This window comes from Chlamydia sp. (assembly GCF_017472245.1).
GTDB lineage: Bacteria > Chlamydiota > Chlamydiia > Chlamydiales > Chlamydiaceae > Chlamydia.
In genome coordinates, this window is sequence record NZ_JAFUQR010000005.1 from 147319 (window position 1) to 171388 (window position 24070).

The following is a 24070-nucleotide window of genomic DNA, read 5'->3' on the forward strand; positions in this document are numbered from 1 at the left end:
TTTCTACATCTAAAAAAAAAGAGCCCTTTTTTAGGACTCTTTTTTTAATCCGAAACTTTTCAATACACTACGTACTTGTATTAAACTTCAGACTCGTTCCATCTTGCACATTTTCCTGAGGAGGAGGAGGAGGAAGATCTTCGGAGACTTTTTTGTACAACATCCCCTCTTCTTTCATACGGGCACGTTTCTTCTCTGCATCCCAAGAATGATCCATAATTTCTTTAACATCTTTAGAATCTAGAGTTTCGAATTCTATTAACATTTGAGTCATAAGCTCCAACTCTTCCTTATGACTATTAATAATATCCAAAGCTCTTTGATATGCAGAATCTAAAAGAGTTTTAAGCTCACTATCAATAGCCTTAGCTGTTTCCTCTGAGTAACTCTTTTCATAATACGACCCATAACCTGTGGGAGCTGCATCAGAGCGTTCATCATACGCTACAGTTCCCAAATGATCACTCATCCCCCATTCACAAATCATACTTCGTACAATCTTAGTTGCCTGAGCAATATCTTGCTGTGCTCCACTGGAAACATCCCCAAGAAAGACCTGCTCAGCAGCTCGACCTCCCATAAGAACAGCTAACTGATCGTAAAGCTCTTTCTTCCAATAACTTAATTTATTCTTCTCTGGAAGAAAATGAGTAGCCCCTAAAGATAACCCTCTTGGAATAATTGTTACCTTATCTACAGGGTCTGAATGTTCAACACAAAGTCCTACAATAGCATGTCCCGACTCGTGATACGCTGTTGTTTTTTTCTCTTGAGCGTCCATCTCTAAACTACGCCGTTCTTTACCATAAAGAACTTTATCTCTAGCTTCTGCGACTTCGACTGCAGTAACTGCTGTACGATCTTTTCTAGCAGCAAGCAATGCAGCTTCATTTAAAAGATTCTCCAAATCAGCACCTGAAGCTCCAGGAGTACTACGAGCAACGGCCATGAGATCTACGGTAGGATCTAGTTTAATACGTTTCGCATGAACTGAAAGAATCTCGAAACGCCCTTTTATATCTGGAAGATTCACCACAACACGACGATCAAAACGTCCCGGACGTAACAAAGCTTTATCCAAAACATCAGGACGGTTGGTTGCAGCCATGAGGATGACACCTTCATTTGTGCCAAATCCATCCATTTCTACCAATAATTGGTTTAAAGTCTGCTCCCTCTCGTCATGCCCTCCTCCAATACCAGCACCACGATGTCTTCCAACAGCATCGATTTCATCGATAAAAATGATGCAAGGAGCATTACGCTTCGCTTGCTCAAACATATCTCGAATTCTACTTGCTCCAACTCCCACAAACATCTCAACAAAATCAGAGCCTGCTATAGAAAAGAAGGGACGATCAGCCTCACCAGCAACAGCTTTAGCAATCAAGGTTTTCCCAGTTCCCGGAGCTCCTATAAGGAGAATTCCTTTAGGAATACGCCCTCCTAAACTCGTAAATTTAGTAGGATTCTTCAAAAAATCCACAATTTCAACGAGCTCTTCTTTAGCTTCCTCTATCCCTGCTACATCAGCAAATGTTACTTTATTTTGCCCTTTTGTTAGTAAACGTGCAGGAGATTTCCCGAAGGACATAGCTGAACCATTCATCCCCTTCACCTGCCGAGAAAAAATAAAGTAGATAAACAGCAAAACTAGAATAATCGGCATAAAGGTAAAAAGATATCCAGAGTAGTGAGGTGTTGGCTCTTCACTTCTAAATGTCTTTTCTAAAACTAGATTTCGAGGTTGATCAGGAGCTCTAAAAGATAAAGATTTATTGGAAGAAAACGCAGCCCACTCTTGTTTAGCACCTTCAAACCATCGACTAAACACCTCAGGGTCTTGTTTCTCTAAAGCTCGAGAAGACAGCTCTTGGTTATTGAAGTACCAAACAGCTTGAACTAGCTCACCTCGCAATTTATCAAGTTGAACTTGGATTTCATCGCTCTGTGCCAATAATTTGATACATCTGTTGAAATCTTCACGATATAGACGAACAGAACGCAACTGATTGAAACGCGCTCCCTCCTCAGGAGAAACCAGTGCTAAAGAAATTCTACGTAGAGTCTGAAGCACAGTCTTATATAAGGTAATCGCTTGCTCTCCTTCTATAACCTGCGTCAAAGAGTTTTCAACTTGTTGGTGCAAATCTTTAATTTCTTTTTTTAATGCCTCAGAACCAATTCCTAATGCTGGAGAAAGATACTTTCCAATCAATGCATATAAATCAGAACCGAAAACTTTAAGACTTTCTGCAGATCTAGGCAAAGAGCGTACCCGATCTTCCATCGACAACAAATTTACAATTTGAGCATCTACAGGGCCATGAATAACTAAAGGCTCCAAAGGAAGTCCGGTATCTATTCGAGGAGAAATCGTGTAACCTGCCTCAGGAATTGGCATTCCCGAAATCGCAGAAAACCAAGTAATCGCATTACGCACTTCCTTAGACAAAACAGCCAAAGACTTACTTGCTTCTTCCAACTCGAAATCTGTTTGATGCTTACGATCAATAAGATCGAGATATTGATACCGAATCTGGCCTTCAGCTGGTACAGCTTCTCGGAAACGCCCACTAAATGATACCAAATTATCATTCAGGGCCGTCTTTCGACTCTCCTCCGGAATTAGTAGCTTAAGATTAACAAGATGTTCGAGCTGATGGCTGAAGCTCACTGAAGTCTTTTTAGCAGAAAAAAAGTTTTGCACAGTGACTACGCCAAAAATCACTCCGAATAAGAGAAAGAAAAAAGCAGTAGGGAAACTTTTTTTGGATTCTGGATTTGTTTTTTTATCTTTAGCCATAAAACTCACTACAATGCTAATCAAACAGGCTGATAACTATTCAATATATCAAAATATTTTATTATTTTGTTTATAAACCTCTATTTGTAGAGATAAATAACAAGAAGTGTTTTTCTTTCAGCGATCTGCCGAACAATGCTGGGAAGCTTAAAATCACTATCAATATATACTTTCTATGATTACTCCCCTAGCTTTTACCCAAACAGTTTGATCACGAAGCCGCAATCTCACTTCTGAGCCTTGCAAAAGATGATCGTAAACTGTTTGTAAGAAACTTTTTGAAGCAACAAGACCTTGATTTAAGAAAAATTGCTTACACACCCATTTGGCTAAAAAAGCCACTTGCAATAACTCCTTCTCTACAGGTAAAAATTTTCCAAACTCATTATCAATGACTCGCGACAAAAAAGGCGCGGCCTGAAAATCCAAATACTCTTTCAGCTCAGCAGAATCCTTTGCAAGAGAAAGTAGTGGTTGTCTTACATTTTTCCCAAAAATATCTTGTAAATAAGGAAGTAATCGCTCTCTCATTCTTGCTCGTAAAAACCGTTCATCGAAATTTGTGATATCCTGAACATACTGAATTTTGTAACCATCAAGAGCCTCGATAATTTGTTTTTTTAAGAGATGTAAAAGCGGGCGAAATAACGGAACATCTTTATACTTCCCTTGTTGGGACATGCCTCTAAGATTACCAAGATGCGCTCCTTCAAAGACTCGCTTTAAAATCGTTTCCGCTTGATCATCAGCATGGTGGCCAAGAAAAACCCCTGCAAAATTTTTTTCTTTACACAATTGGTAAAATAACTCGTAACGATACCGACGAGCGACATTCTCTATGTCGCTTGTATTCATATACTCAGAGTTTTCTTGGCGATCCAAAATAAACGGAATATTTTCCTGCTCGCACAAAACAGCCAAATCACAAGCTTCCTGATAAGAAGTCTCTCGCCACCCATAATCAATATGTACAGCAGTGAAAGAAATAGCTCGCGACTTCAGTATATACATCAGCAATAACGAATCACTTCCTCCAGAAAGGGCTAGCAAGTATTTTTTTTTCATATCTAAAGAAGAAAAAAAAACTTCTAATTGCTTATCATTCTCGAATAAACGGATTGTCATGGCGTTGTTCTAACTATCCACAGATTTACAAGTTTTTGCTATGCACAAAATTTTGCTAGCTAAAAGATTCAATTGATTTTCTATTGCGGATTACCATGCCTATTCTATGGAAAGTTCTTATTTTCCGTTATTTAAAAACAACAGCTTTCTGTACGCTTAGCTTAATCTGTATTTCTATCATCAGTTCTTTGCAAGAAATTGTAAGTTACATTGCTAAGGACGTCCCTTATATGACTGTCTTTAAAGTCACGGCTTACCAAATTCCTTATCTTCTCCCTTTCATGCTTCCTGCTTCTTGCTTTATCTCAGCTTTTACCTTATTCCGAAAACTTTCTGATAATAACCAAATCATTTTTTTAAAAGCTTCTGGAGCCTCTCAAAGCATGATTGTCTTTCCTGTTTTGGTTGCTTCTGGAATCTTGTGCTGTTTTAACTTTTACACGTGCTCTGAATTGGCTTCTATTTGCCGCTTTCAAACCGGAAAAGAAATCGCCAATATCGCTATGACATCCCCAGCACTTTTACTACAAACTCTGCAGAAAAAAGAGAACGACCGTATATTTATCGCAATCGATCATTGTGGGAAAAGTAATTTTGATAATGTAATCATCGCTTTAAAACATAACCAAGAAATATCTAACATAGGTTTTGTTGAAACCATCATTCCTGATGTCAACAAAGACTCTGTTCAGGCGAAGAACGTCTTAGTGATCTCTAAAATTCCCCTTTTTTCAGAAGCTCGTACATCTAATCCCAATGAATTCTATCTAGAAACTTTGGATGAGCTTCTTATTCCTAAAATCACTACGACATTATTTGCTGGAAAATCGTACATGAAAGCACGCACAGATTATTTGCCATGGAAGCAATTAATCCGAGATACTCATGTGCACTTAGCAGAAATCATTCGCCGTATTTCTATAGGGCTATTGTGTAGTACCATGACTTTTTCAGGATTAGCACTAGGAACTTATAAGCCAAGATTTCGTAAACCCGTTCTTATCTATGCGCTCTTTCCAATACTGAATCTTATCTTCCTTATCGTTGGGAAAAATACAATTCATTTAGTCTCTGCTTTAATGCTTTTCCTCTTCCCTCAACTACTCTCTTGGGGTATTTTCTCTTGGCGAATATATAAAGAAAATCAAGGACATGCATAGAAATGGTTATCTGGAAACGCTATCTACTTTCTCGCTTCTGGCTTTCTCTGTCCTCTTTATTTTTCCTGTCCATCGTATTTTATGCTTCCATCCACCACTCACTGCATGCTTTCCGAGAAAGCAAAACAGCTATTGCTGGAGCTCCGCTACAACTTTCTCTACTTTACTACCTTTCTCAAATTTCTTTAAAAGCAGAGTTTGTTCTCCCTCAGCTTGTAGCGATTGCTTCGACTATCACGCTATTTTCTATGCAAAGCAAGAGAGAAATTCTTCTGTTGCAAGCTTCTGGACTTTCTCTTAAAACTTTGATTCGGCCATTAATTTTATCTGGCAGCTTAATTACCCTTCTTCTCTATGCAAATTTCCAATGGCTCCATCCTATTTGTGAAAAAATTTCTGTTACCAAAGAGCATATGGATAAAGGAACTTTGGAAAAAGCGCAGGAAAAAATTCCTGCTCTCTATCTAAAAGACCAAACCGTTCTTATTTTTTCTTCCATTAACCATAGAGCCGCAACACTGAACAATGTTTTCTGGATTAAAGGACCCAAAACGATCTATGCAATAAAAAAGCTCGCGTTCACCACCCCGTCTCTTCCTATCGGACTTGAAGTTTCATACTTCTCTGAAGATGAAAATCATGAAATGTCTCTAACTCAATTTTTTGATATGAAAGAATTCCCTGAGCTAGAGTTCAGCTATTATGATAATCCATTTTCCAAAATCTTTATCACAGGAAAAGACTGTGGTTTTTCCGCCTTTTTGCAAGCAATCCCTTGGCATGCAACCAAGTTTGGACTCTCGACAAGTGTCCCCCAAAGAATCCTATCATTACTCACCTTGTTTTATTACATGCTTATCTCTCCACTGCTTTGTATTGCAGCCGCAATTTTATCCGCATATCTTTGCCTGCGTTTCCATCGACTCCCTAAAATCACTTGGGCATATTTGGTCCCTTTGGGAGTGATCAATATTTTCTTTGTTTTTTTGAAAGCGGGTATGGTTCTTGCCAATAATAATGTATTACCTGCTCTTCAAGTGATGTGTGTCCCAGCAGGCTTTATACTTCTAATTACCCTCTATGCTTACCGCAAACTTGCTTAGGTACCAGAAAAATTCCAACGCTCTAAATCATAAGAAAAGAAATTTCGAAGAGCTTTTAAGTTTTGACGATTTTTTCTTAAACAATTTAAGAACTTACTGAATAACTCCACATGTTGAGCAAATACTAGCCTGTCTCTGGCAACTAGCGTTGGCGCCAACATTTTTGCTACTATCCATTTCAAACTATCCTCATCCCAACTTCCCCTATCTTCGAAAAAGGCAAATCCTGTAACGAAAACAGAAGCATAATCTAATCCGTCTTTCGACATGATCAGCATAATATTAGGGTCTAGCTGCTCTACCAGATTAAAGACGATAAAGTAATAAATTAGGTGTAAGAGCAAGATTTTGTCATTTTTGAACAAAATTTTCTTCTTAGAAAAGAAAACATCTTTAAGAGCAGGAACTATATGTTCTAAAAAGATTCCCACATCTTCTTTTACTTCCTCTGGAAGAACACAGAACCCCTGAGCTTTAAATTTAAAAAACTCTTGTTGTACGGAAGAGAAAAAATCTACAAAGGTTTCTAATTCTCCATGAACCTTTTCTAACCCATCCAATAAATCTTCTGGTTCTGGGAATGCACATATGTGTACAGAAGCATAATTTTGCAAAGATTCTTCAATCACACGGCTTCTTGCACGATCTTTACGCGATAATCGATTTTGAATATTTATAACTAAAATTTTGTCTCCCTGGCATGTTTTAGCATCAAGAAAATGTAAGAATTCCCCGTTACAATTAGCGTATAGAATAGAGCTTTGTGAAACGGGACTGGGTGCACGAATAATACGGATTGCTTTATCTCCCTGCGTCAATTTTCCTTCAAGGCAAGGGAGAATTCCTAAAAGAATCGGATCAAATTCTTTCAGGTAAGGATCGAGCATTCTATCTATAGCTTTGAACAATGGGCCGCTAGGGTATCTGGAAAATAGTCTATGCAACTCATCATAAATTTCTGCAACATATTGTCCTGCAGACAAAGGTTTTTTTCCTTCTTCTTGCTGAAGCTTCGAAGAGATATTCAGAACGATATAATTAGAAGCTTCTTCAAAATTGATAGTGTGATCATATAGTTTAGCGCTTAGTAAAGAAACCAGTGATTGGGAGTGCTTTTCTTGTAAGTCCAGAAGATCTTTTTCATTCAGAAGGGTCGAAGCCTTTCTCAGAAAATACAGAAAATCATTAAAATAGCTGATATTTTCTTTTTTTGGCTGACAGCTTACACCCGTAGCTTCATAACGAGCTAAGAATAACGCCATCAAGGCATTATGCACATTAACAGTAAGTTCCGCACTCATGTCAGTGAGTGCTTTCTTATAAAACAAACGAATTGGCATATCATTCGTGTAGACTAGGGAAGAAGCTAATTTCGTGATCTCATCACTATTCCATACAATTGTTTTCGTTAAGGGATCATTTTCATGCATAGACTCATGAATTTTCCCTTGTTTGTAGATAATTTGCGCTAAAGTATCAGTATAAAACCGTTTATTATTTTCATTCGCCATGTAGAAAAGCTCGTAGGAACGATCTTTCTTAACTTCGACTAGATTATTGAGAAACTCTTCCTGGTCTTGGCAAATCTCTAAGGAAGGGGATGGGGCTTCTTGTTCTACTACTTTATTTAGGTGTTCACGAGCTACATCATAAGTGTGATTAAGATGAAAATAGTCTTCAGATAGTGAGCGGTAGATATCTTCTTGCCGATCCTCTAGAAAAGAAAAAACGTCTTGTACCCCTGCAATAAGGAAATCCGTTTCTTTAATTGCTTTATCTATGTCTTTTTGAGGGATAGCTCCTGTTTGTTTGAAATAGTGGTCTATGTAATGTAAAGCCTGTTTCATTTCTGAAAGAGCTTTATGATGAGAAGAAGTTTCTGCATTTTTGTTGGAATAATCGTAAGAAATTTTTTTTAATTGCTCTAAATTTTCTAAGGCTGTTTCAAACTTACGAGTCTTTTCCATGCCTCCCCCGAGAGCTATTGAAAAATAGGCTTTTTATTATTATTAAGATTGCCCTCTAGTTTATTTTAAAAATAAATATGCTTTCAAATATTTTATTTATAAATAAATCAAATTAAAAACTTATTTTATTGCAAACAAAACAAATAGAACAAAAAAAACCTTTTTAGAATAAGGAACCCCCACTCCAAAAAGGTTTTTCAAAGAAATAATTACGGAAGAAGAGGGATTCGAACCCCCGGACCCTTTCAGGTCTCCTGTTTTCAAGACAGGTGCATTAAACCGCTCTGCCATTCTTCCTTAAGAAAACTGTCGCAAAAACCGCAAATCGTTCTCGCTGAACAAACGAATATCAGAAATGCCATACTTGAGCATTGCAAGACGCTCTATACCCATTCCTAAAGCATACCCCGAATACTCTTCTGGATCAATACCTGCTTTACGCAAAACATTTGGATGGATCATTCCCGCCCCTGCTACCTCTAGCCAACCAGAGTGCTTACACAAAGAACAACCTTTTCCCTGACACTCACAAGAAATATCCACTTCAATCCCAGGCTCTACAAAAGGGAAATAGCTATGTCTAAACCGTAGCTCTACCTTGCGCCCGAAGAAAACATGGTAAAAGCTCGACAACATCACTGTCAAGTCCGAAAAAGAAATATCTTCATCTACGCAGAAAGCTTCCACCTGATGAAAAATCACGTGAGAACGTGCAGAAACATCTTCGTTACGGAAACATTCTCCTGGAGCTACGATTTTAATTGGCGGCTTATTTCTAGCTAATTCTCGCGATTGCACATTCGAAGTATGTGTACGCAAAACGGTAGTCGGATCTAGGTAGAAAGTATCTTGCATTTGTCGAGCAGGATGATCCTCCTCAAAATTCAAAAGCGAAAAGTTATTCTTTTCGCTTTCAATATTAGGAGCTTCTCGAACACAAAACCCAAAATGAACAAAGATATCTACAATATCATCAAGAACCCTCTTGATAACATGCCTACCCCCCGAGGCAACTCCCCCGCTTGGCAAGCTTACATCAACCTTTTCTTTAAGGAACTCTTCAGCTTCTTCCTTTGCTGCAATAGCCTCGCCTCTTTCTAGTAAGACTTTCTCGATATACTGCTTACATGTATTAACGGAAGCACCAACAGCCGCTTTTTGCGATGCAGGACACTCTCTTAACTGATCAGCAAAACTGCGAAAGACTCCCTTCTTCCCCAGATATTTTACTTTCAAATCGAAAAGGTCTTTAGAAGAATGCGCAAGGCTCAAATCACAACTAAACTGCTGCTTAACAGCCTCAAGTTCCTCTTGAATAGTCATAAAATCCTATCCCTGAACAGAGGCTTCTAAAGCACACTTAGCCTGAGTAGCTACCAAAGCAAACCCCTCGGGATCATGAATAGCCATCTCGGACAACATTTTTCTGTTTAGATTGATACCTGCATGCTTAAGCCCATTAATCAAACGACTATAGGACAAACCATGAATCCTGGAAGCTACGTTCAAACGAGAAATCCACAGACTTCGGAAATCTCCTTTACGATCTTTTCGGTGCATGTAGTTAAAAGCCATAGCCCGCATAACAGAAGACCGGCTCTGACGAAAGTGCCCCTTTCTGTCTCCCCAGAACCCTTTTGCCTGTTTCAAAACGCGCTTACGACGCGCTCTAGAAGCTACTGAACCAGTTGCTCTTACCATATCTAAAAACCTCTACCTTTAAACAAGCATCATTCGCTTATACATACTCACCTGTCCTTGATCCACTAAAGGCTGCTTAGACAGATTACGTTTCTGTTGCGAAGATCTTTTTGATAATTTGTGTCTTTTCCCTGGACGAGTTCTCTTTAACTGACCAGAACCAGTCAATTTGAAACGCGCCGCAACGGACTTATTGCTTTTCATCTTGGGCATGGACTTTTTCCTGTTTTTTCTTAATTTTTAGTGTTCCGGGAGCAATAACACAAATCAACGAACGGCCATTCAACTTGGGCTCAGATTCGACAAAGCCAATATCTTCTAACCCCTGACACATTCTTTGCACAACTTTATGCCCATGCTCAGGATAGGCCAGCTCTCTCCCCCGAAACATACAAGAAACCTTTACTTTATTTCCCTTTTCAATAAAGGCCCTGGCTTGTTTTACTTTCGTAAGAAAGTCATTATCATCAATATTCGGCTTCAGTTTGACCTCTTTGACTCGCACCTGGTGCTGAGCTTTCTTACTGTCTTTTTCCTTCTTAGTCACGTCATAACGATACTTCCCGTAGTCCATGATTTTGCACACGGGAGGCTCTGAGCTCGAAGCAACCTCAACAAGGTCTAAATCAGCTTCCCTGGCTAAATCTAGGGCCTCTTTTATACTCAATATGCCTAGCTGCTCACCAGAGGAACCTATCACACGCACCTTGGGAGCTCGTATCTGCCTATTTATCTTTAGGTTTAAAGCCACATCTACCCTGCTAAAATTAGTAATCGTTGACGGAGAATTCTCTAGGAAACATGAGCCCTCCTCCTTCCCAGAAGAAAGAGTTCTCCCTTTGATCCAAAATATTTTTTCGCATTCGCGACGTAACCTAGACGCCTCCGCTCCAGACTGCTACATGGTACCTATAGACGAGGATTATTATCAAGTATTGCGCCTAAAACTTCGATCTCTATCCGATAAAATAAAGTTTTAACGCCAGAGATACGCAAATAAAAAACTTTTTTTGAAAACAAGCGAAACTCCTCTGTGAACAGGTATGCTCTTTCATAAAAATAATAGCTTGTAATATACTTTGGGGCTTCCTTCCATTTATAGCACCTTAAGAGAGAAGGAAAGGCTGAGCCTTCGTGTTATAAGGTGCGTAGCGTTATATTCTTTTTAGGTGAGATAATGTCAGTGATAGCTTCTGACGAAGTTCGTGCTTTTGCTCGCGCAAGCCGGTCTTTTCCAAAGCAAAAATTACGAGAACTCATTTTACAAGCACTGTATGCTTTGGAATTAGCTCCTGAAGGAGAGGACTCTCTAGTTCGTCTATTGATGGCAGAATCCTTAGTTTCTAAAAAAAACGCGCTCTATGCTCTGGTGTTTTGCAAAGCAATTCGAGCGCGCTTAGCAGATCTAGATGCTCAGCTTAATGCGACCATCCGCACGACATCTCTTGCTCGTTTAACCATTATCGAACGTAATATTCTCCGTATGATGCTCTTCGAGTATCAGCAAAGCCAAAATTGTTCTCCTGTCCCCGTCGCAGTTCTTATAGCAGAAACAGCTCGCTTGATTAAAAAATTTAGTTATGTAGAAGGAAGTTCTCTTATTCTTGCTGTTTTAGGTTCTATTTTTGATCATCCAGTCTCAACCCTAGATTCTCCTCTTGAACCTACCTCTATGTGTGGTTAGATATCTCATTTTTTATCTTTAGCATTACAACCTACCGAATTAAAATACCGGATCAAGAAGAATTAGTCCCTTCCTTGCCTCTCCGGGGGAGTGGAGGTGTTTCTTCAAACTATTTGGATATGAGATGATACGCCTTATGACTACAGCTTTTCCCTTCTTGGTTCAAGAATCTATCCCATTGAGTCGCTTCTCCACCTTTCGTATTGGTGGTCCCGCTCGCTACTTTAAAGAACTAACCTCTGTGGATGAAGCTTTGACTGTCTTTGCATTCTTAAAAACTGCATCTTTACCCTATATTGTCATTGGCAAAGGCTCTAACTGCCTTTTTGATGACCAAGGCTTCGATGGTCTTGTTTTGTATAACAACATTCAAGGGAAGCAATTTCTTTCTGACACACAAATTAAAGTGTACTCTGGCGTTTCTTTTTCTCTTTTAGGGAAACGCCTTTCTTCCCAAGGTTTTTCAGGTCTAGAGTTTGCTGTAGGTATCCCAGGTACCGTTGGCGGAGCCGTGTTCATGAACGCAGGCACCACTTCAGCTAATACAGCATCCCTACTCGTTAATGTAGAAGTTATTAATCATTCAGGAGAGCTACTTTCAATCCCTAGAGAAAAACTTCTTTTCTCTTATCGAACATCTCCTTTTCAAAAAGAACAGGTATTCATTGTCTCTGCGACATTCCAACTAACAAAAGATCCCACGGCGGCGAAACGAGCAAAAAGTTTGATGGAAGAAAGAGTCTCAAAGCAACCTTATGAAAGCCCTTCTGCAGGCTGCATTTTTCGCAATCCCGAAGGTATCTCTGCCGGAGCGCTAATAGATCAGGCAGGATTAAAAGGGCTGACTGTAGGTGGCGCACAAATATCTGAGAAACACGGTAATTTCATGATTAATACAGGGAATGCTCGTGCCGCAGATATCTTAAAACTTATTGAGATCGTTCAGGAAACTCTTACAAAAAAGGGTGTTGTTTTACAAAAAGAAGTACGAATCATTCCCTTCCGTCCCTAACCCTGACGTCTTCTAAAAAGCAAAATTTGAGGAGCATTCTTCCTATTTACCGAGTAGTGGATACACACTTCCCAGTCCTTTACATCCAAATTAGTGGCTAGTTGCTTTATGCAAACTAATTCTTCAGCACCTTCTTCATGCCCTGGATAACAAACGACACTAACAACTCCTAAGGGAGAGACTAACTCTAAAGCTTTTTGAATGCTCGTCATTGTTGATGTTTTGCAAGTAGTAATTCTTTTATCTCCACTCGGCAAGTAACCCAGATTATAATGGAAAATCTTTGCTCCCTGCTCTTGAATATGTTCATGTGAACATAGCTTCATTTCAATTACAGATCTTTCTTTAGGCGACAATCCTTGTTCAAAGTTATTCTTTGCGCGATCCAAAGCTTCTTGCTGAATATCGTAAACAACTAAACGACCTTCACCTTTAAGTAACTGAGCAAGAAACAAAGCATCTTTCCCATTCCCGCAAGTAGCATCTACAACCACATCTCCAGGTTCTACTACTTGTTGAAAAAGTGCATGAGAAAGCTTTATGACATTACTAAAAAATACATCTATTTTTTTTAGCATATAAGCCTCTTGAAAAAAGATCTCTTTTCCTTTATAAAAGATCCGTTCTGAATGGGGTATTAGCTCAGTTGGTTAGAGCGTCACGTTGACATCGTGAAGGTCAGCTGTTCAAGTCAGCTATATCCCAACTTCCTTTGTAAATTCCGTGTAGAAAATCTCTTGTCCTTTAGATCTCCATAAGTTCTCAAACCATGATCCGCCGTAATTATCTTTTACACTAATGTAGAAAGGCTCTTTTAGCCTTGGAGAAAGATAATCAAGCATAATTTTCACAGCATTCACTAGATAAACATGATCGTCTGTAGCTAAGGTCAACTGTCCCCCTTTTACTAAAGTCCTTACCATATCTTGAACAAAAGGGTCTTGGAATAGCCGGTGCTTACGATGTCGAAACTTCGGCCAAGGATCTGGGAAATTTACTACAATTTTTCGAAACAAAGCATCTTCTACATACTGCGAAAAAAAAGTTTGTGCTTCACCACAAACAATGAACAGATTATTCACCTTATGATTATTCATTTTCGACCAAATCTTACGAACTCGATCAAAACGTTTTTCAACAGCAACCCAGTTAACAGAAGAATCCTTCAATGCTTGCTCTACAATCCAATCCCCATTTCCAGAGCAAAGCTCACAACAAATAGGATTATTATTAGCAAACAGAGCTTGCCATGTAGGCATTACGAACTCTCCGTATCGAGAATAATAGCCCGGAACATAGAACACATTATCTTCTATCTTTGGGCAACGTGCATCCCAGAAATACGGAAGTTTTAAATCTTGTGGTTTCACAGAATAATACTTTGCATGCGAAAGATCTCACCAGATCTCCTTCACCCCTATCTTGATTTGTCGTTAGGAGAGGTGACCAATCTTCTCAATTTTAATAAAAGGGCAGCAAAATATTATGGAAAAATTAAAAAAAACTCACGAGCAAACAAGCCCGCTTCTAATCAAAAAAAAAGAATTATATTACTAACCTATCTTAGAAAAGCCTCGGCTGTTGTTCCTAGCCGAGGCTTTCTTCTATCAATTACCAAGTTAAACTTGCCGCATGCTGATATTCAGTAACTCTTGTCTCAAAGAAATTCTTCTCCTTATTAAGGTCGATAGTTTCACTCATCCAAGGGAACGGGTTTTTTGTATGGTAAATAGGTTTCAGCCCTATTCTTTCCAAACGACGATCCGCAATATGTTGTACGTAGTCGATAAACATAGAGGCTCTCAAGCCTAAAATACCTCGAGGAAGACAATCTTTTGCATAATCGATTTCCAAATCTACAGCTCTTTGAATCAATTCAATAATTTCCTGTTGCAATTCTGGAGTCCAAACCTCTGGATTCTCTTCTTTAATCCCATTAATTAAATCGAGACCGAAATTCAAATGAATCGTTTCATCTCTCAAGATATACTGATACTGCTCTCCAATACCAATCATTTTATTTTGTCGATGGAAAGAAAGGATCATAACAAATCCACTATAGAAGAAAATCCCTTCCATAATGATGTAATAGCCCACTAAGTTCTTGATAAACTCTCGTAACCCTTCGACAGAATCTGTACAAAAGTTAGGATCTAGAACTTTCCCTGTAATCTCCATCTGGAAATCATCTTTGGCCTTGATCGTAGCGCGCTCATTGTACGCATTAAAAATTTCTTTTTCATCTAATCCACGAGATTCACAAATATATAAAAAGGTATGAGTATGAACAGCCTCCTCAAAAGCTTGTCTCAAAAGGTATTGTCTTGCCTCTGGATTAGTAACATGCTTAAAAATTGCCAGAACAATATTGTTTCCAACTAAACTCTCTGCAGTACTAAAAAAGCCTAAATTTAAAAGAATGACTCGTCGCTCATCTTCGGAAAGAAGATCTGATTTCCATAACTCTATATCTTTCCCCATAGGAATCTCTGTGGGGAGCCAGTTATTCGCACAGCCATTCAAATAATGTTCCCAAGCCCACTTGTACTTAATCGGAACAAGTTGGTTCACATCGACTTGGTTACAGTTCACTAGACGCTTACTATTTAGATTAACTCGTTTCTGTTTTCCATCTAAAATATCTGCTTGCATAAGAACCGTTAAATAATTGTTCATTTACATAATATAATTATTACTGACATGCCTCACACCCCTCTTCCAATGAGCAGATAGGGGCCTTCGTTGCTCTTTCAACAACAATTCCAGCTGAGGCAGATTTATTCTTCATCCAACGAGGCTGAATACCTCTTTTATTAATATCTACAAAAGATTTCTCAACAGTTGTTGCAGATGAAGATCTAAGGTAATAAGTAGTTTTCAACCCTTTTTTCCATGCCGTTAGGTACATATTAGATAGTTTTTTCCCATCTGGCTGAGCAAGATAAAGGTTAAGGGATTGTCCCATATCAATCCATTTTTGTCTTCGAGACGCACATTCGATAATCCACTCTGGCTCTATCTCAAAAGCTGTTGGAAAAATATGTTTCAAATGATCCGGTATCCGCTCTATTTCTAATAATGACCCGTCAAAATACTTAAGATCATCTAACATATCAGCGTCCCAAAGACCTAACTTTTTCAATCTCTCTATCAAATAAGTATTTGGAATAGTGAACTCTCCAGATAAATTAGACTTCACAAACAAATGCTTATACGTCGGCTCGATTGACTGGGTAACTCCTATAATGTTGGAGATCGTTGCTGTTGGCGCTATCGCCATCAGCTGACAATGCCTCATACCATGCTCTCGAATCAAACTACGGATGGGCTCCCAATCTTTTCTTGAAGAAGTATCCATCTGTAAATTTTCTTCTCCACGATAATCTGCTAGCAATTGAATGGTATCGATAGGAAGTAATCCTCTGTCCCATTTAGACCCTTTATAAGAACTGTAAGTTCCTCTCTCTTTAGCGAGTAAACAAGACGCTTGAATAGCGTAATAAGAGACTAATTCCGAACTATAATCAGCGAACTCAACAGCCTCTTGAGAAGCATAACTAATATCGAGCTTGTACAAAGCATCCTGGAATCCCATAATACCTAATCCAATCGCCCGATGAGAAAAGTTGGCTTCTTTCGCCTCTTCAATAGGGTAAAAGTTAATATCAATCACGTTATCCAACATACGAACTGCTACAGAAATAGTCTCTGAGAGTTTCTCCTCGTCTAAACCATCACCAGCTATATGCTGAACTAAATTGACTGATCCTAGGTTACATACCGCAGTTTCTGTCTCCGAACAATTTAACAAAATCTCTGTACATAGATTCGAGCAACGCACGACGCCTTTATGATCCTGTGCTGAACGAATATTGGAGGGATCTTTGAAGGTCATCCACGGATGTCCTGTTTCAAAAAGCATACTCAGCATTTTACGCCACAGGTCTTCGGCTTCTATTTTCTTAAATAGCCGAATCTCTCCGGAATCAATCTTTCTTTCATATTCTTCATAAAGACGTTCAAATTCTTCTCCGTAAGCATCATGCAATCCAGGAACATCATCTGGGCTGAACAAAGTCCATGTTCCCTTTTGTTGCAAACGCTTAAAGAAAAGATCAGGAATCCAGCTGGCGGTGTTCACATCGTGAGCACGTCGACGTTCATCTCCAGTATTTTTTCTCAATTCAAGAAAATCTTCATAATCAAGGTGCCAAACTTCTAGATATACACACACAGCGCCTTTACGCTTACCGCCCTGATTAACAGCAACAGCTGTATCATTGGTCACCTTAATGAAAGGAATTACCCCCTGGCTTTTTCCATTTGTTCCCTTGATTAAAGCCCCCGTCGCACGAATGGCCGTCCAGTCATTACCTATACCTCCTGCCCATTTAGAAAGCATAGCGTTATCAGAAATCACCTTATAGATATTGACCAAATTATCCTGTACTGTTGATAGATAGCAGGAACTTAATTGGGAATGCCGCATACCTGAATTAAAGAGAGTCGGCGTTGCCGGTGTATATCGAAACGTAGAAAGCAAATTGTAAAACGTAATTGCCCAAGTAGTCTTGTCTTGCTCATTCAATGCCAATCCCATGGCAACACGCATCCAAAAAATCTGAGGAGTCTCTAAACGTCGACCTTCATGATGATTGAAATAACGATCATACAAATTCTGGATTCCCATGTATGAAAATTGTAAATCGCGGGATAAATCTAAAGCTTCAGCTAAAGCATCTAGATTAAAACTGGTTTTCAATTCAGAGTTGAGCCGATACGCTTCCCCTTCCAGAATATAACGTTTAAAATGATCTCGATGTGCCTCTTCTAAGTCCTTAGCATTTCTTGATTTCCCTAAAGCTTCTTTGTATACAACATCGAGCAAAAGCTCGGCGGCAACAAAAGCATAATCAGGCTCTTTTTCAATATTTGCACGAGCCGCCATGATGCAAGCCAGAACAACCTCAGATTCTTTAATGCCAGAGTAAAAATTCGCAAAAGCCATATCAGTCAGAAGAGCTGCATCCGTCGTCTCTGGGAAGCGAGCACAAGCAAGAGATAAACGAGACAGCAACTGTGACTGCGTGATCGTATATGTTGATCCGTCCTTGCTGATAACTTCAAAAGCTTCCTCTGTAGGAACGCTTTCTGAAGTCTTCCCCTCTACTCTATTATCACGAACTCGAGCACGAGCCTCTCGATAAAGAATATAGTTTTTGGCAATGGCATAATGACCAACAACCATCAATTGTTGTTCTACAATATCTTGAATTTTCTCAATATCTATGCGCCGGTCCTGTTGAGAGCAGTGCTCTTCAATCTCTACAACAATTTTCTGTGTTAAAGCATTAATTTCTTCGCGCACGAAATCCGGGGTCATCCCCTCAATCTTATTTGTGGCTCGAAAAGCTTTTTCCAAAGCAGCAGAAATTTTCATAGGGTTGAAATGCACAGCAGTGCCACAACGACGAAGAACAGAAAGGCTTTGCCAAGATTTTTGCCGATGGGCCTTACGATCGTCCCGGTAAATGATGTAATCACGAGCGATATCCTGCAATCCATTCACATATAGCTGATTCTCAACCATATCTTGAATACGTTCTACTGTGACTACTTGTCCATCTGTAATCTTCTGAACAACTTCCCTAACGACTTGCTGTGTGATAGAGCGTATCGAATTCTCCAAATCTTCTGGGAGAGGCATGTGATCATCAATCCTGCGAGTATCTCGGAAAGCTGCTTCTAAAGCTTGAAAAATACGATGCCGATCGAAAGGAACAAACATTCCATTGCGCTTAACAATCGTGCATTGCTTTTCTTGTAGATCGACCATAACCATCCTTGTAAACGTTGAATACGCGTTATCTATCCTATTTTGAAGCAAAGAAGCCCACAACCTCTATCCGCTTAAAGAAAAACGGCGATAGAGAACCTCAATCTTACACTTAAAACCAGAGTATTATCCTTTGAGTATTGCGAGCTCTAAAAACCCAAGATATTGTGAATGTCTCAGCTCTTGTATACCATATATAGAAGCTAGCAATGTTTCCTGCAATTGAAAAATAGCATAATTCGCGATGAAAAAACTCTTTCCGAGAGCAACCTTCTGAGCTCAATGCTTTACATAAAAAATCATGCACTTTCTTGCAAAAAGAAGCTGCCTTGCTACTTTCCACTTGCCCAACAAAAAACACGCAATAAACATAACTATCTGGCGGTTTTCTGTGTAGTGCCGAAAACATCTTTTGTGTAACATGACCTTAAGCTCTACAAAGGAAAATATTAAAAGGCGTATGACGCACAAGCCTCTTCAAAATGAAGAAAGGATTCCCTGCTCAGAAAAAACAAAAAAAGCTTCGTTAGCTGTGACAAAATTCCGCTATTCCTAGGAAAAATATGAATCTAAATGAAGTAGATTTTCGTGGTAAGCGCCGAGTTGTGACCCCTAATGCTATTACAGCATTTGGTCTTTGCTGCGGACTTTTTATTATCTTTAAAAGCGTATTAAAAACCTCCTCTTCTTTGGAGCTGATGCATCGCTTGCAAGGACTTTCTCTTCTTCTAATCAGTGCTATGATAGCAGATTTTTCAGATGGTGCTGTCGCTCGGATCATGAAAGCTGAAAGTGCATTTGGCGCTCACTTTGATTCATTATCCGATGCCATTACTTTCGGGATTGCTCCTCCTTTAATTGCGATTAAAAGTTTAAATGGAGAATATGAGGGAACGTTATGTTCTTCTTTTCTTCTCGTTACTTGCATCATCTACTCCTTGTGTGGAGTCCTCCGCTTGGTACGTTATAGTCTCTTTGCTTCTACAGGGGAAAAGACGACAACCTTCACAGGCTTACCTATCCCTGCAGCTGCAGCATGCGTAGTTTCCTTAGGAGTACTGCTGGCTTCTGATACACTCAATAACCTTCCTGGAAAAGTTCGCGTTCTTCTGCTTTCTTTTGGCCTATTACTAAGTGGGTGTCTGATGATTTCCACTTGGCGCTTTCCTGGATTAAAACATTTTCATTTTCGAGTGTCTTCTTCCCTATTAGTTTTAGGAATAGGATTGGGAGCTTGTCTCTTTTTCTCTGGATTAGTTGATCATTTCACACAGTTTTTCTTCTTGGTCTCTTGGTTATATGTGTTAGTTGTTACCCCCATCTTTTCTTTTATTAACAAGAGATCTTCCTAATACATGGACATTGTGACTATTCCCTCTCTCTCTCCCTGGATATGTTTCCTCCTCGTTTTGTTAGGAGCAGTGTTAGGAGTAGGGGGAGCCTTTATTTTTTTTACAAAAAAGCTTTCTTATAAAAATGAGCTCATTCGTGACCTTGAACATAATAATGCCATTTTACAAACATCTCTAGATACCCGTCGTAGTCAAGAACAGCTTATCGAAGAATTCTCACATAAACTGACTTCGGCATCTTTAGCTTTTGCTAAAGAAATTAAAACGGAATCTCACGAATTTTTCTCAGAAAAGACAGAGGCAATTACCTCTATTCTCACTCCTGTACATAACACTCTGTCCGCATTCAAGCAAAACTTAGAAATTTTTGAAACAAAACAAGCTGAAGATCGAGGAGCTCTTAAAGAGCAGCTTTCTCAGCTGCTCACTGCAGAGAAAAAATTAGAACAAGAAACACAAGCTCTCACGAATATTTTAAAACACCCAGGATCTCGTGGGAGATGGGGAGAGATTCAGCTAGAAAGAATTCTCGAAATTTCCGGTATGCTTAAATATTGTGATTATAGCATGCAAACCGTAGATGCTCACGACTCTTCTTCCCGCGCAGATATCGTTATTCGTTTGCCACAAAACCGAAGTCTTGTCATCGATGCTAAAACGCCATTTTCTGAAGAATATCTCACAGATAGTAATGCCAATCCTACGGATTTAGTTAGAAAAATTAAAGATCATATTAAAATTCTTAAGACGAAAAGTTATTGGGATAAGTTCGATCAATCCCCAGAATTCGTCATTCTATTTCTTCCAGGAGAAAGCCTGTTTAACGATGCTATCCGCTGTGCTCCCGAACTGATGGATTATGCTGGCCAAGCCAATGTCATTCTCTCTAGCCCAGTTACTTTGATGGCTTTACTCAAAACAGTCACTCATATTTGGAAACAAGAAAATTTACAAAACCAAATCAAAGAAATCGGACAATTAGGAAAAGATCTTTATCAGAGAATGCACAAATTGTTTGATCATTTCCACAAGGTCGGCAAGCATTTGGGACAAGCTGTTCACAGTTACAACGACATGTCTGCTAGTCTTTCTGCTAGAGTTCTTCCTACTCTAAGAACTTTTGATAAACTCGAAATCTCGTCTTCTCATAACAAGATCGAAGCCCCCTCCCAGATCAGCGCTCTACCTCGATCCCCTAGGGTTTATGATCAAAAACCTGATCTGACAGAACACTTGTCTTTCGAAGACCCTTCTTTTCTGTAATACAGCGAATAGCCAGAAGCTTAGAAAGCAGTTTCTATACGGAAAGTCTCATTGAGGTCTTTTACGCTTTTCTGCAACATTTCCTCTCCAGCAAAAGAGACAAATGTAGCTTCAGCAAGGCTATTCTCAAGACGGCTACGCACAACCTTACAAATTTGCTCTTTAGTTGTTGCTAAAACAGCTTGACGAAAGGATTGACGAACAAAGGGAACTTTACCACTTCGTGATCGATAATACGATGTCGCACCACGGCTCCCTGGAGAAATCGGATCATCTAGATTTTGAATGACTCCAAGAATACCCTCATGAACGTCGTCATCTGAGAATTCTCCAGCAGCCATATCTCGAATTCCTTGTAAGAACACTTGATAAGTAGTAGAGACCTCGGGATCTCGATAACTATAACAATAAAAAGTTCCTTGCCCAAAGTTCGCACTGGCTCCAGCCCCATAGGCTCCGCCCTGCTCTCGAATCTTAGTGTGTAAAATGACATTTCCTAAAACTTCTGCAGCAACAGAAAGAACTGCGGCATCCTGATGGTCATAGGCAAGAGAGCCTAATGGAAAGGCAAGTACATTGTAAGCCCCTCGAGCAGGAATTACAATGCCTCGAGAATCTTCAACTTTCTCAAGAACAGGATTCCGCCATAAATCCACAGATCCAAGCTTCTCATCCAGCAGACCAAAAAAACGTTGGTCATGCAAAGTCTGGTAGTTCATTTTACTACTACTAACTACAAGTTGTCGCCGACCCACAAAACACTTTTTATAAAGATCTTGTAATCGATTCGCAATCTCTTGTGCTTCTTGATCAAAATTCTTGAGAAGTTCTCTAACAAACCTGACATAAGGAAGCCCCGTCATGAGATAAGAGAGTCCACCAGCGACAGACTTATTACAACAAGCCAAATTAATGGCATACCCCATCGGACTATTTCGTACGCTATTAGTTAAAGACTCTGCGTGCTGCATCAAAAGTTCCTTAAACCGCCCTATATCAGAGAAATCTACGGTCGTCAGCGTCTCTTTAATTATCCGGAACAAATATTCTGCTTTAGAGACTAAAGCTTTACCTCGAATACTTATCGAAGGAGAGAGGGAGTTAGAATCAGTAGCCTGCGAAGAAAATTCATAGAGAACATCTACACCGCCCGTATGTTCTAAAAGAAATTCTAACTGTTCTTTATAAGAACGTCCTCCACTACCTAGCTGAAGCAGAACAAAAACAAGAAGCCGCAACCAAGGGAGTTCTTCTACTGTAAGAGGAGGAAGATCAAAGACTAATTCAACAAAAAGGATATCATTAGTAAAGCAATTATGATGCAGAACCTCCCCTTCAGGGAATACCTCTTTTTCTAAAACAAATTCTTTCCCTAAAGAAGGAACTTTATCTAAAGCAAAGAGAGGTAGCACTTTATCTATATCTTCTTCTTGAGCTTGATACTCCTCTAAACGCCTAGAAATGGTCTCAACTCTACTTAAATCTTCCTCGCTCATTTTCATTTGAATGGCGTGCAAGGCATTGCGTTCTTCTTTATTCTCTTGAGCAACTAACTGTGAATCTGGAAGAAATATAACGCGAGTATAGTGAGGATTATCTAAGAAATATTTCCGAACCAATTTAGGTAAATAATCGGGCTTTTGGATATTTTCCCGTAAATTAGCGAACAAGGTATGAATCCGCAAACCATCCTCAGCCTTACCTCCATGCTGTCGTAACAAACCTGCACGGAAGAACAAAGACAACCCATAAGGAATAGCATACCCAGAGATTTCTTTTCTTGATAACTCCAGCTGATGAACAGCCCCTTCAACTAAATTTATAGGAATGCCTTCTTGAAGAATCTCTTCCAAACTGGCTAAAATCAAACTTTCTAACTTCTGACTTCCTGCATGTGAACATCCCTTACAAACAATATATACGGGAATTTCGTGCAATTCACTGTCTATACTCATATCGACTTGTTTGCATAGCCCCGATTTTAATAATCGAGATTTGAGAGGAGCTGCATCTGTCCCCATCAACACAAGATCCAACACATGTAAAGCAAGAAGATCTTGCTGATCAAAAATGGAACAAGTCAACCAGGCGAGTCCAAAAAGTACTTTATCCTCATCTGCTTCGTCAGACGGATATTTCTCAATAACACGTACGGGCTCTTTGAAACGCTTCTGTAAAGGAAGGGTAACACTTTGTCTTTCTACTTTCCCGACTCGTCTTAGCAATTTTTCTTCCAAGAAGTCTAAATGACGACAAGGTCTGATATTTCCATAAAAATAAAACAAGCAACGACTTAGCGTATACTGATTTGCATGAAAAGCTCGCACTGTCTCCAGGTTCAAAGAAACAATCTCTTTAGGATCTCCTCCAGAATTCACCCCATAGGTCACTGACGGAAACAGAGCTGCATTCATAGCCTCATTCAGACGAGACTCCCCCGACATCAAGGCTCCTTTCATCTCATTGAAAACAATTCCTGTATAAGATAGCCCTTCTTCCGTCCGCTCGTACCGCCAAGCTTCCTGTAAAAAACTATTCTCTGTTAACAATGGGTAGAATACAGCATCAATATACACACTCAGCAAATTATAAAAATCTTCTGGTATTTGAGAGGCAGCGGGATAACAAGTAAAATCAGCTCCAGTAAACGCGTTCATAAAAGTATTTAAACTACGTCTTGTCATGGAGAAAAACGGGTCTCGAACGGGATAGTTTTCAGACCCACACAAGGCCATATGCTCAAGTACGTGAGCAACACCACTAGAATCTTGAGGACAAGTCCGAAAAGAAATATTGAAGACATTTTCGTCATCATTATTCACGATCATCATGATCGTTGCTCCCGTTGGAGTATGCTCAACTTCAATAAGTTTACTCTCGATCTCGGGAAGATCCTGACTCAACTTGACTACGAAATTTCTATAGGTATCCCCAGCTTTCATATCTTACTCAATCTTCTACAACAGAGGAGCAAATTAACTCTCTCCCTTCTCTTTTTTGTTACCACCTAACAGTAGGAAAGACAGCGTACATGGTTAGATCTCTTATATCCACACAAATA

General features: G+C 39.4%; 18 protein-coding genes and 2 tRNA genes. 7 read left to right on the forward strand and 13 right to left on the reverse strand.

Going from position 1 to position 24070, the window contains the following annotated elements; all coding sequences use genetic code 11:
• Positions 1-67: 67 nt before the first annotated feature.
• Complete coding sequence (gene ftsH / locus IJ490_RS01705; protein ID WP_291892734.1) at positions 68-2806, reverse strand: ATP-dependent zinc metalloprotease FtsH; 2739 nt, start codon at positions 2804-2806, stop codon at positions 68-70.
• Between the two features lie 159 nt (positions 2807-2965).
• Positions 2966-3931, reverse strand: a complete 966-nt coding sequence (tilS, locus tag IJ490_RS01710; RefSeq protein WP_291892737.1) for a tRNA lysidine(34) synthetase TilS — start codon at positions 3929-3931, stop codon at positions 2966-2968.
• Positions 3932-4026: 95 nt separating this feature from the next.
• On the opposite strand from tilS, the gene IJ490_RS01715 reads away from it, so the two are divergent.
• Both IJ490_RS01715 and IJ490_RS01720 read left to right on the forward strand, forming a co-directional pair.
• On the forward strand, positions 4027-5091 hold the full coding sequence (locus IJ490_RS01715; protein WP_291892740.1) for an LptF/LptG family permease: 1065 nt from the start codon (positions 4027-4029) through the stop codon (positions 5089-5091).
• 2 nt (positions 5092-5093) lie between these two features.
• Complete coding sequence (locus IJ490_RS01720) at positions 5094-6194, forward strand: LptF/LptG family permease (RefSeq protein WP_291892743.1); 1101 nt, start codon at positions 5094-5096, stop codon at positions 6192-6194.
• Here the strand turns inward: IJ490_RS01720 and IJ490_RS01725 are convergent.
• The 6 genes from IJ490_RS01725 to infC all read right to left on the reverse strand — a co-directional run bounded on the left by IJ490_RS01725 (position 6191) and on the right by infC (position 10613).
• Positions 6191-8161 carry a calcium-binding protein gene (locus IJ490_RS01725; protein ID WP_291892746.1) on the reverse strand — a complete coding sequence of 657 codons (1971 nt, stop codon included), beginning with the start codon at positions 8159-8161 and terminating at the stop codon, positions 6191-6193. The two genes, IJ490_RS01720 and IJ490_RS01725, sit on opposite strands and share 4 nt — an antisense overlap.
• A gap of 212 nt (positions 8162-8373) precedes the next feature.
• Positions 8374-8458: transfer RNA gene (locus IJ490_RS01730), tRNA-Ser, on the reverse strand.
• Positions 8459-9484 carry a phenylalanine--tRNA ligase subunit alpha gene (pheS, locus tag IJ490_RS01735; protein ID WP_291892749.1) on the reverse strand — a complete coding sequence of 342 codons (1026 nt, stop codon included), beginning with the start codon at positions 9482-9484 and terminating at the stop codon, positions 8459-8461. It abuts the tRNA gene before it with no gap.
• Between the two features lie 6 nt (positions 9485-9490).
• Positions 9491-9862, reverse strand: coding sequence for a 50S ribosomal protein L20 (rplT, locus tag IJ490_RS01740; protein WP_291892752.1), 372 nt, complete (start codon positions 9860-9862; stop codon positions 9491-9493).
• 18 nt (positions 9863-9880) lie between these two features.
• Complete coding sequence (gene rpmI, locus IJ490_RS01745; RefSeq protein WP_291892755.1) at positions 9881-10075, reverse strand: 50S ribosomal protein L35; 195 nt, start codon at positions 10073-10075, stop codon at positions 9881-9883.
• The gene (infC, locus tag IJ490_RS01750; protein ID WP_291892760.1) at positions 10053-10613 is read right to left on the reverse strand and encodes a translation initiation factor IF-3; all 561 of its coding nucleotides are present in this window, start codon (positions 10611-10613) and stop codon (positions 10053-10055) included. The genes rpmI and infC overlap by 23 nt, the downstream gene beginning before the upstream one ends.
• A 426-nt stretch (positions 10614-11039) precedes the next feature.
• Between infC and nusB the strand changes: the two genes are divergently transcribed.
• Together nusB and murB are read left to right on the forward strand one after the other, a co-directional pair.
• Positions 11040-11546 carry a transcription antitermination factor NusB gene (gene nusB, locus IJ490_RS01755; protein WP_291892765.1) on the forward strand — a complete coding sequence of 169 codons (507 nt, stop codon included), beginning with the start codon at positions 11040-11042 and terminating at the stop codon, positions 11544-11546.
• Between the two features lie 136 nt (positions 11547-11682).
• Positions 11683-12558, forward strand: a complete 876-nt coding sequence (murB, locus tag IJ490_RS01760) for a UDP-N-acetylmuramate dehydrogenase (RefSeq protein WP_291892767.1) — start codon at positions 11683-11685, stop codon at positions 12556-12558.
• On the opposite strand, the gene IJ490_RS01765 is transcribed toward murB, so the two are convergent.
• Positions 12555-13136 (reverse strand): class I SAM-dependent methyltransferase, encoded by a 582-nt coding sequence (locus IJ490_RS01765; RefSeq protein ID WP_291892769.1) that lies wholly within the window; start codon positions 13134-13136, stop codon positions 12555-12557. The two genes, murB and IJ490_RS01765, sit on opposite strands and share 4 nt — an antisense overlap.
• Positions 13137-13189: 53 nt before the next feature.
• Between IJ490_RS01765 and IJ490_RS01770 the strand changes: the two genes are divergently transcribed.
• Positions 13190-13263: transfer RNA gene (locus tag IJ490_RS01770), tRNA-Val, on the forward strand.
• Here the strand turns inward: IJ490_RS01770 and IJ490_RS01775 are convergent.
• The 3 genes from IJ490_RS01775 to IJ490_RS01785 all read right to left on the reverse strand — a co-directional run bounded on the left by IJ490_RS01775 (position 13254) and on the right by IJ490_RS01785 (position 18394).
• Positions 13254-13928: a tRNA (guanosine(46)-N7)-methyltransferase TrmB gene (locus IJ490_RS01775; RefSeq protein ID WP_291892772.1), complete on the reverse strand. Its 675-nt coding sequence runs from the start codon at positions 13926-13928 to the stop codon at positions 13254-13256. The two genes, IJ490_RS01770 and IJ490_RS01775, sit on opposite strands and share 10 nt — an antisense overlap.
• 241 nt (positions 13929-14169) lie before the next feature.
• Positions 14170-15210, reverse strand: a complete 1041-nt coding sequence (locus IJ490_RS01780; protein WP_291893093.1) for a ribonucleotide-diphosphate reductase subunit beta — start codon at positions 15208-15210, stop codon at positions 14170-14172.
• 40 nt (positions 15211-15250) lie between these two features.
• Entirely contained in the window at positions 15251-18394 is a 3144-nt protein-coding gene (locus IJ490_RS01785; protein WP_291892775.1) for a ribonucleoside-diphosphate reductase subunit alpha, read from the reverse strand.
• 563 nt (positions 18395-18957) lie between these two features.
• Between IJ490_RS01785 and IJ490_RS01790 the strand changes: the two genes are divergently transcribed.
• Together IJ490_RS01790 and IJ490_RS01795 are read left to right on the forward strand one after the other, a co-directional pair.
• Entirely contained in the window at positions 18958-19746 is a 789-nt protein-coding gene (locus IJ490_RS01790) for a phosphatidylcholine/phosphatidylserine synthase (protein ID WP_291892778.1), read from the forward strand.
• Between the two features lie 3 nt (positions 19747-19749).
• The gene (locus tag IJ490_RS01795) at positions 19750-21009 is read left to right on the forward strand and encodes a DNA recombination protein RmuC (protein ID WP_291892781.1); all 1260 of its coding nucleotides are present in this window, start codon (positions 19750-19752) and stop codon (positions 21007-21009) included.
• A gap of 20 nt (positions 21010-21029) precedes the next feature.
• On the opposite strand, the gene IJ490_RS01800 is transcribed toward IJ490_RS01795, so the two are convergent.
• Entirely contained in the window at positions 21030-23951 is a 2922-nt protein-coding gene (locus IJ490_RS01800; protein ID WP_291892784.1) for an insulinase family protein, read from the reverse strand.
• Positions 23952-24070 lie beyond the last annotated feature (119 nt).

Bases quoted from the DNA above. Each gene is read 5' to 3' on its own strand.
- ftsH (WP_291892734.1), bottom strand. From the start codon at position 2,806: ATGGCTAAAGATAAAAAAACAAATCCAGAATCCAAAAAAAGTTTCCCT.
- tilS (WP_291892737.1), bottom strand. From the start codon at position 3,931: ATGACAATCCGTTTATTCGAGAATGATAAGCAATTAGAAGTTTTTTTT.
- IJ490_RS01715 (WP_291892740.1), top strand. From the start codon at position 4,027: ATGCCTATTCTATGGAAAGTTCTTATTTTCCGTTATTTAAAAACAACA.
- IJ490_RS01720 (WP_291892743.1), top strand. From the start codon at position 5,094: ATGGTTATCTGGAAACGCTATCTACTTTCTCGCTTCTGGCTTTCTCTG.
- IJ490_RS01725 (WP_291892746.1), bottom strand. From the start codon at position 8,161: ATGGAAAAGACTCGTAAGTTTGAAACAGCCTTAGAAAATTTAGAGCAA.
- pheS (WP_291892749.1), bottom strand. From the start codon at position 9,484: ATGACTATTCAAGAGGAACTTGAGGCTGTTAAGCAGCAGTTTAGTTGT.
- rplT (WP_291892752.1), bottom strand. From the start codon at position 9,862: ATGGTAAGAGCAACTGGTTCAGTAGCTTCTAGAGCGCGTCGTAAGCGC.
- rpmI (WP_291892755.1), bottom strand. From the start codon at position 10,075: ATGCCCAAGATGAAAAGCAATAAGTCCGTTGCGGCGCGTTTCAAATTG.
- nusB (WP_291892765.1), top strand. From the start codon at position 11,040: ATGTCAGTGATAGCTTCTGACGAAGTTCGTGCTTTTGCTCGCGCAAGC.
- murB (WP_291892767.1), top strand. From the start codon at position 11,683: ATGACTACAGCTTTTCCCTTCTTGGTTCAAGAATCTATCCCATTGAGT.
- IJ490_RS01765 (WP_291892769.1), bottom strand. From the start codon at position 13,136: ATGCTAAAAAAAATAGATGTATTTTTTAGTAATGTCATAAAGCTTTCT.
- IJ490_RS01780 (WP_291893093.1), bottom strand. From the start codon at position 15,210: ATGCAAGCAGATATTTTAGATGGAAAACAGAAACGAGTTAATCTAAAT.
- IJ490_RS01785 (WP_291892775.1), bottom strand. From the start codon at position 18,394: ATGGTCGATCTACAAGAAAAGCAATGCACGATTGTTAAGCGCAATGGA.
- IJ490_RS01790 (WP_291892778.1), top strand. From the start codon at position 18,958: ATGAATCTAAATGAAGTAGATTTTCGTGGTAAGCGCCGAGTTGTGACC.
- IJ490_RS01795 (WP_291892781.1), top strand. From the start codon at position 19,750: ATGGACATTGTGACTATTCCCTCTCTCTCTCCCTGGATATGTTTCCTC.
- IJ490_RS01800 (WP_291892784.1), bottom strand. From the start codon at position 23,951: ATGAAAGCTGGGGATACCTATAGAAATTTCGTAGTCAAGTTGAGTCAG.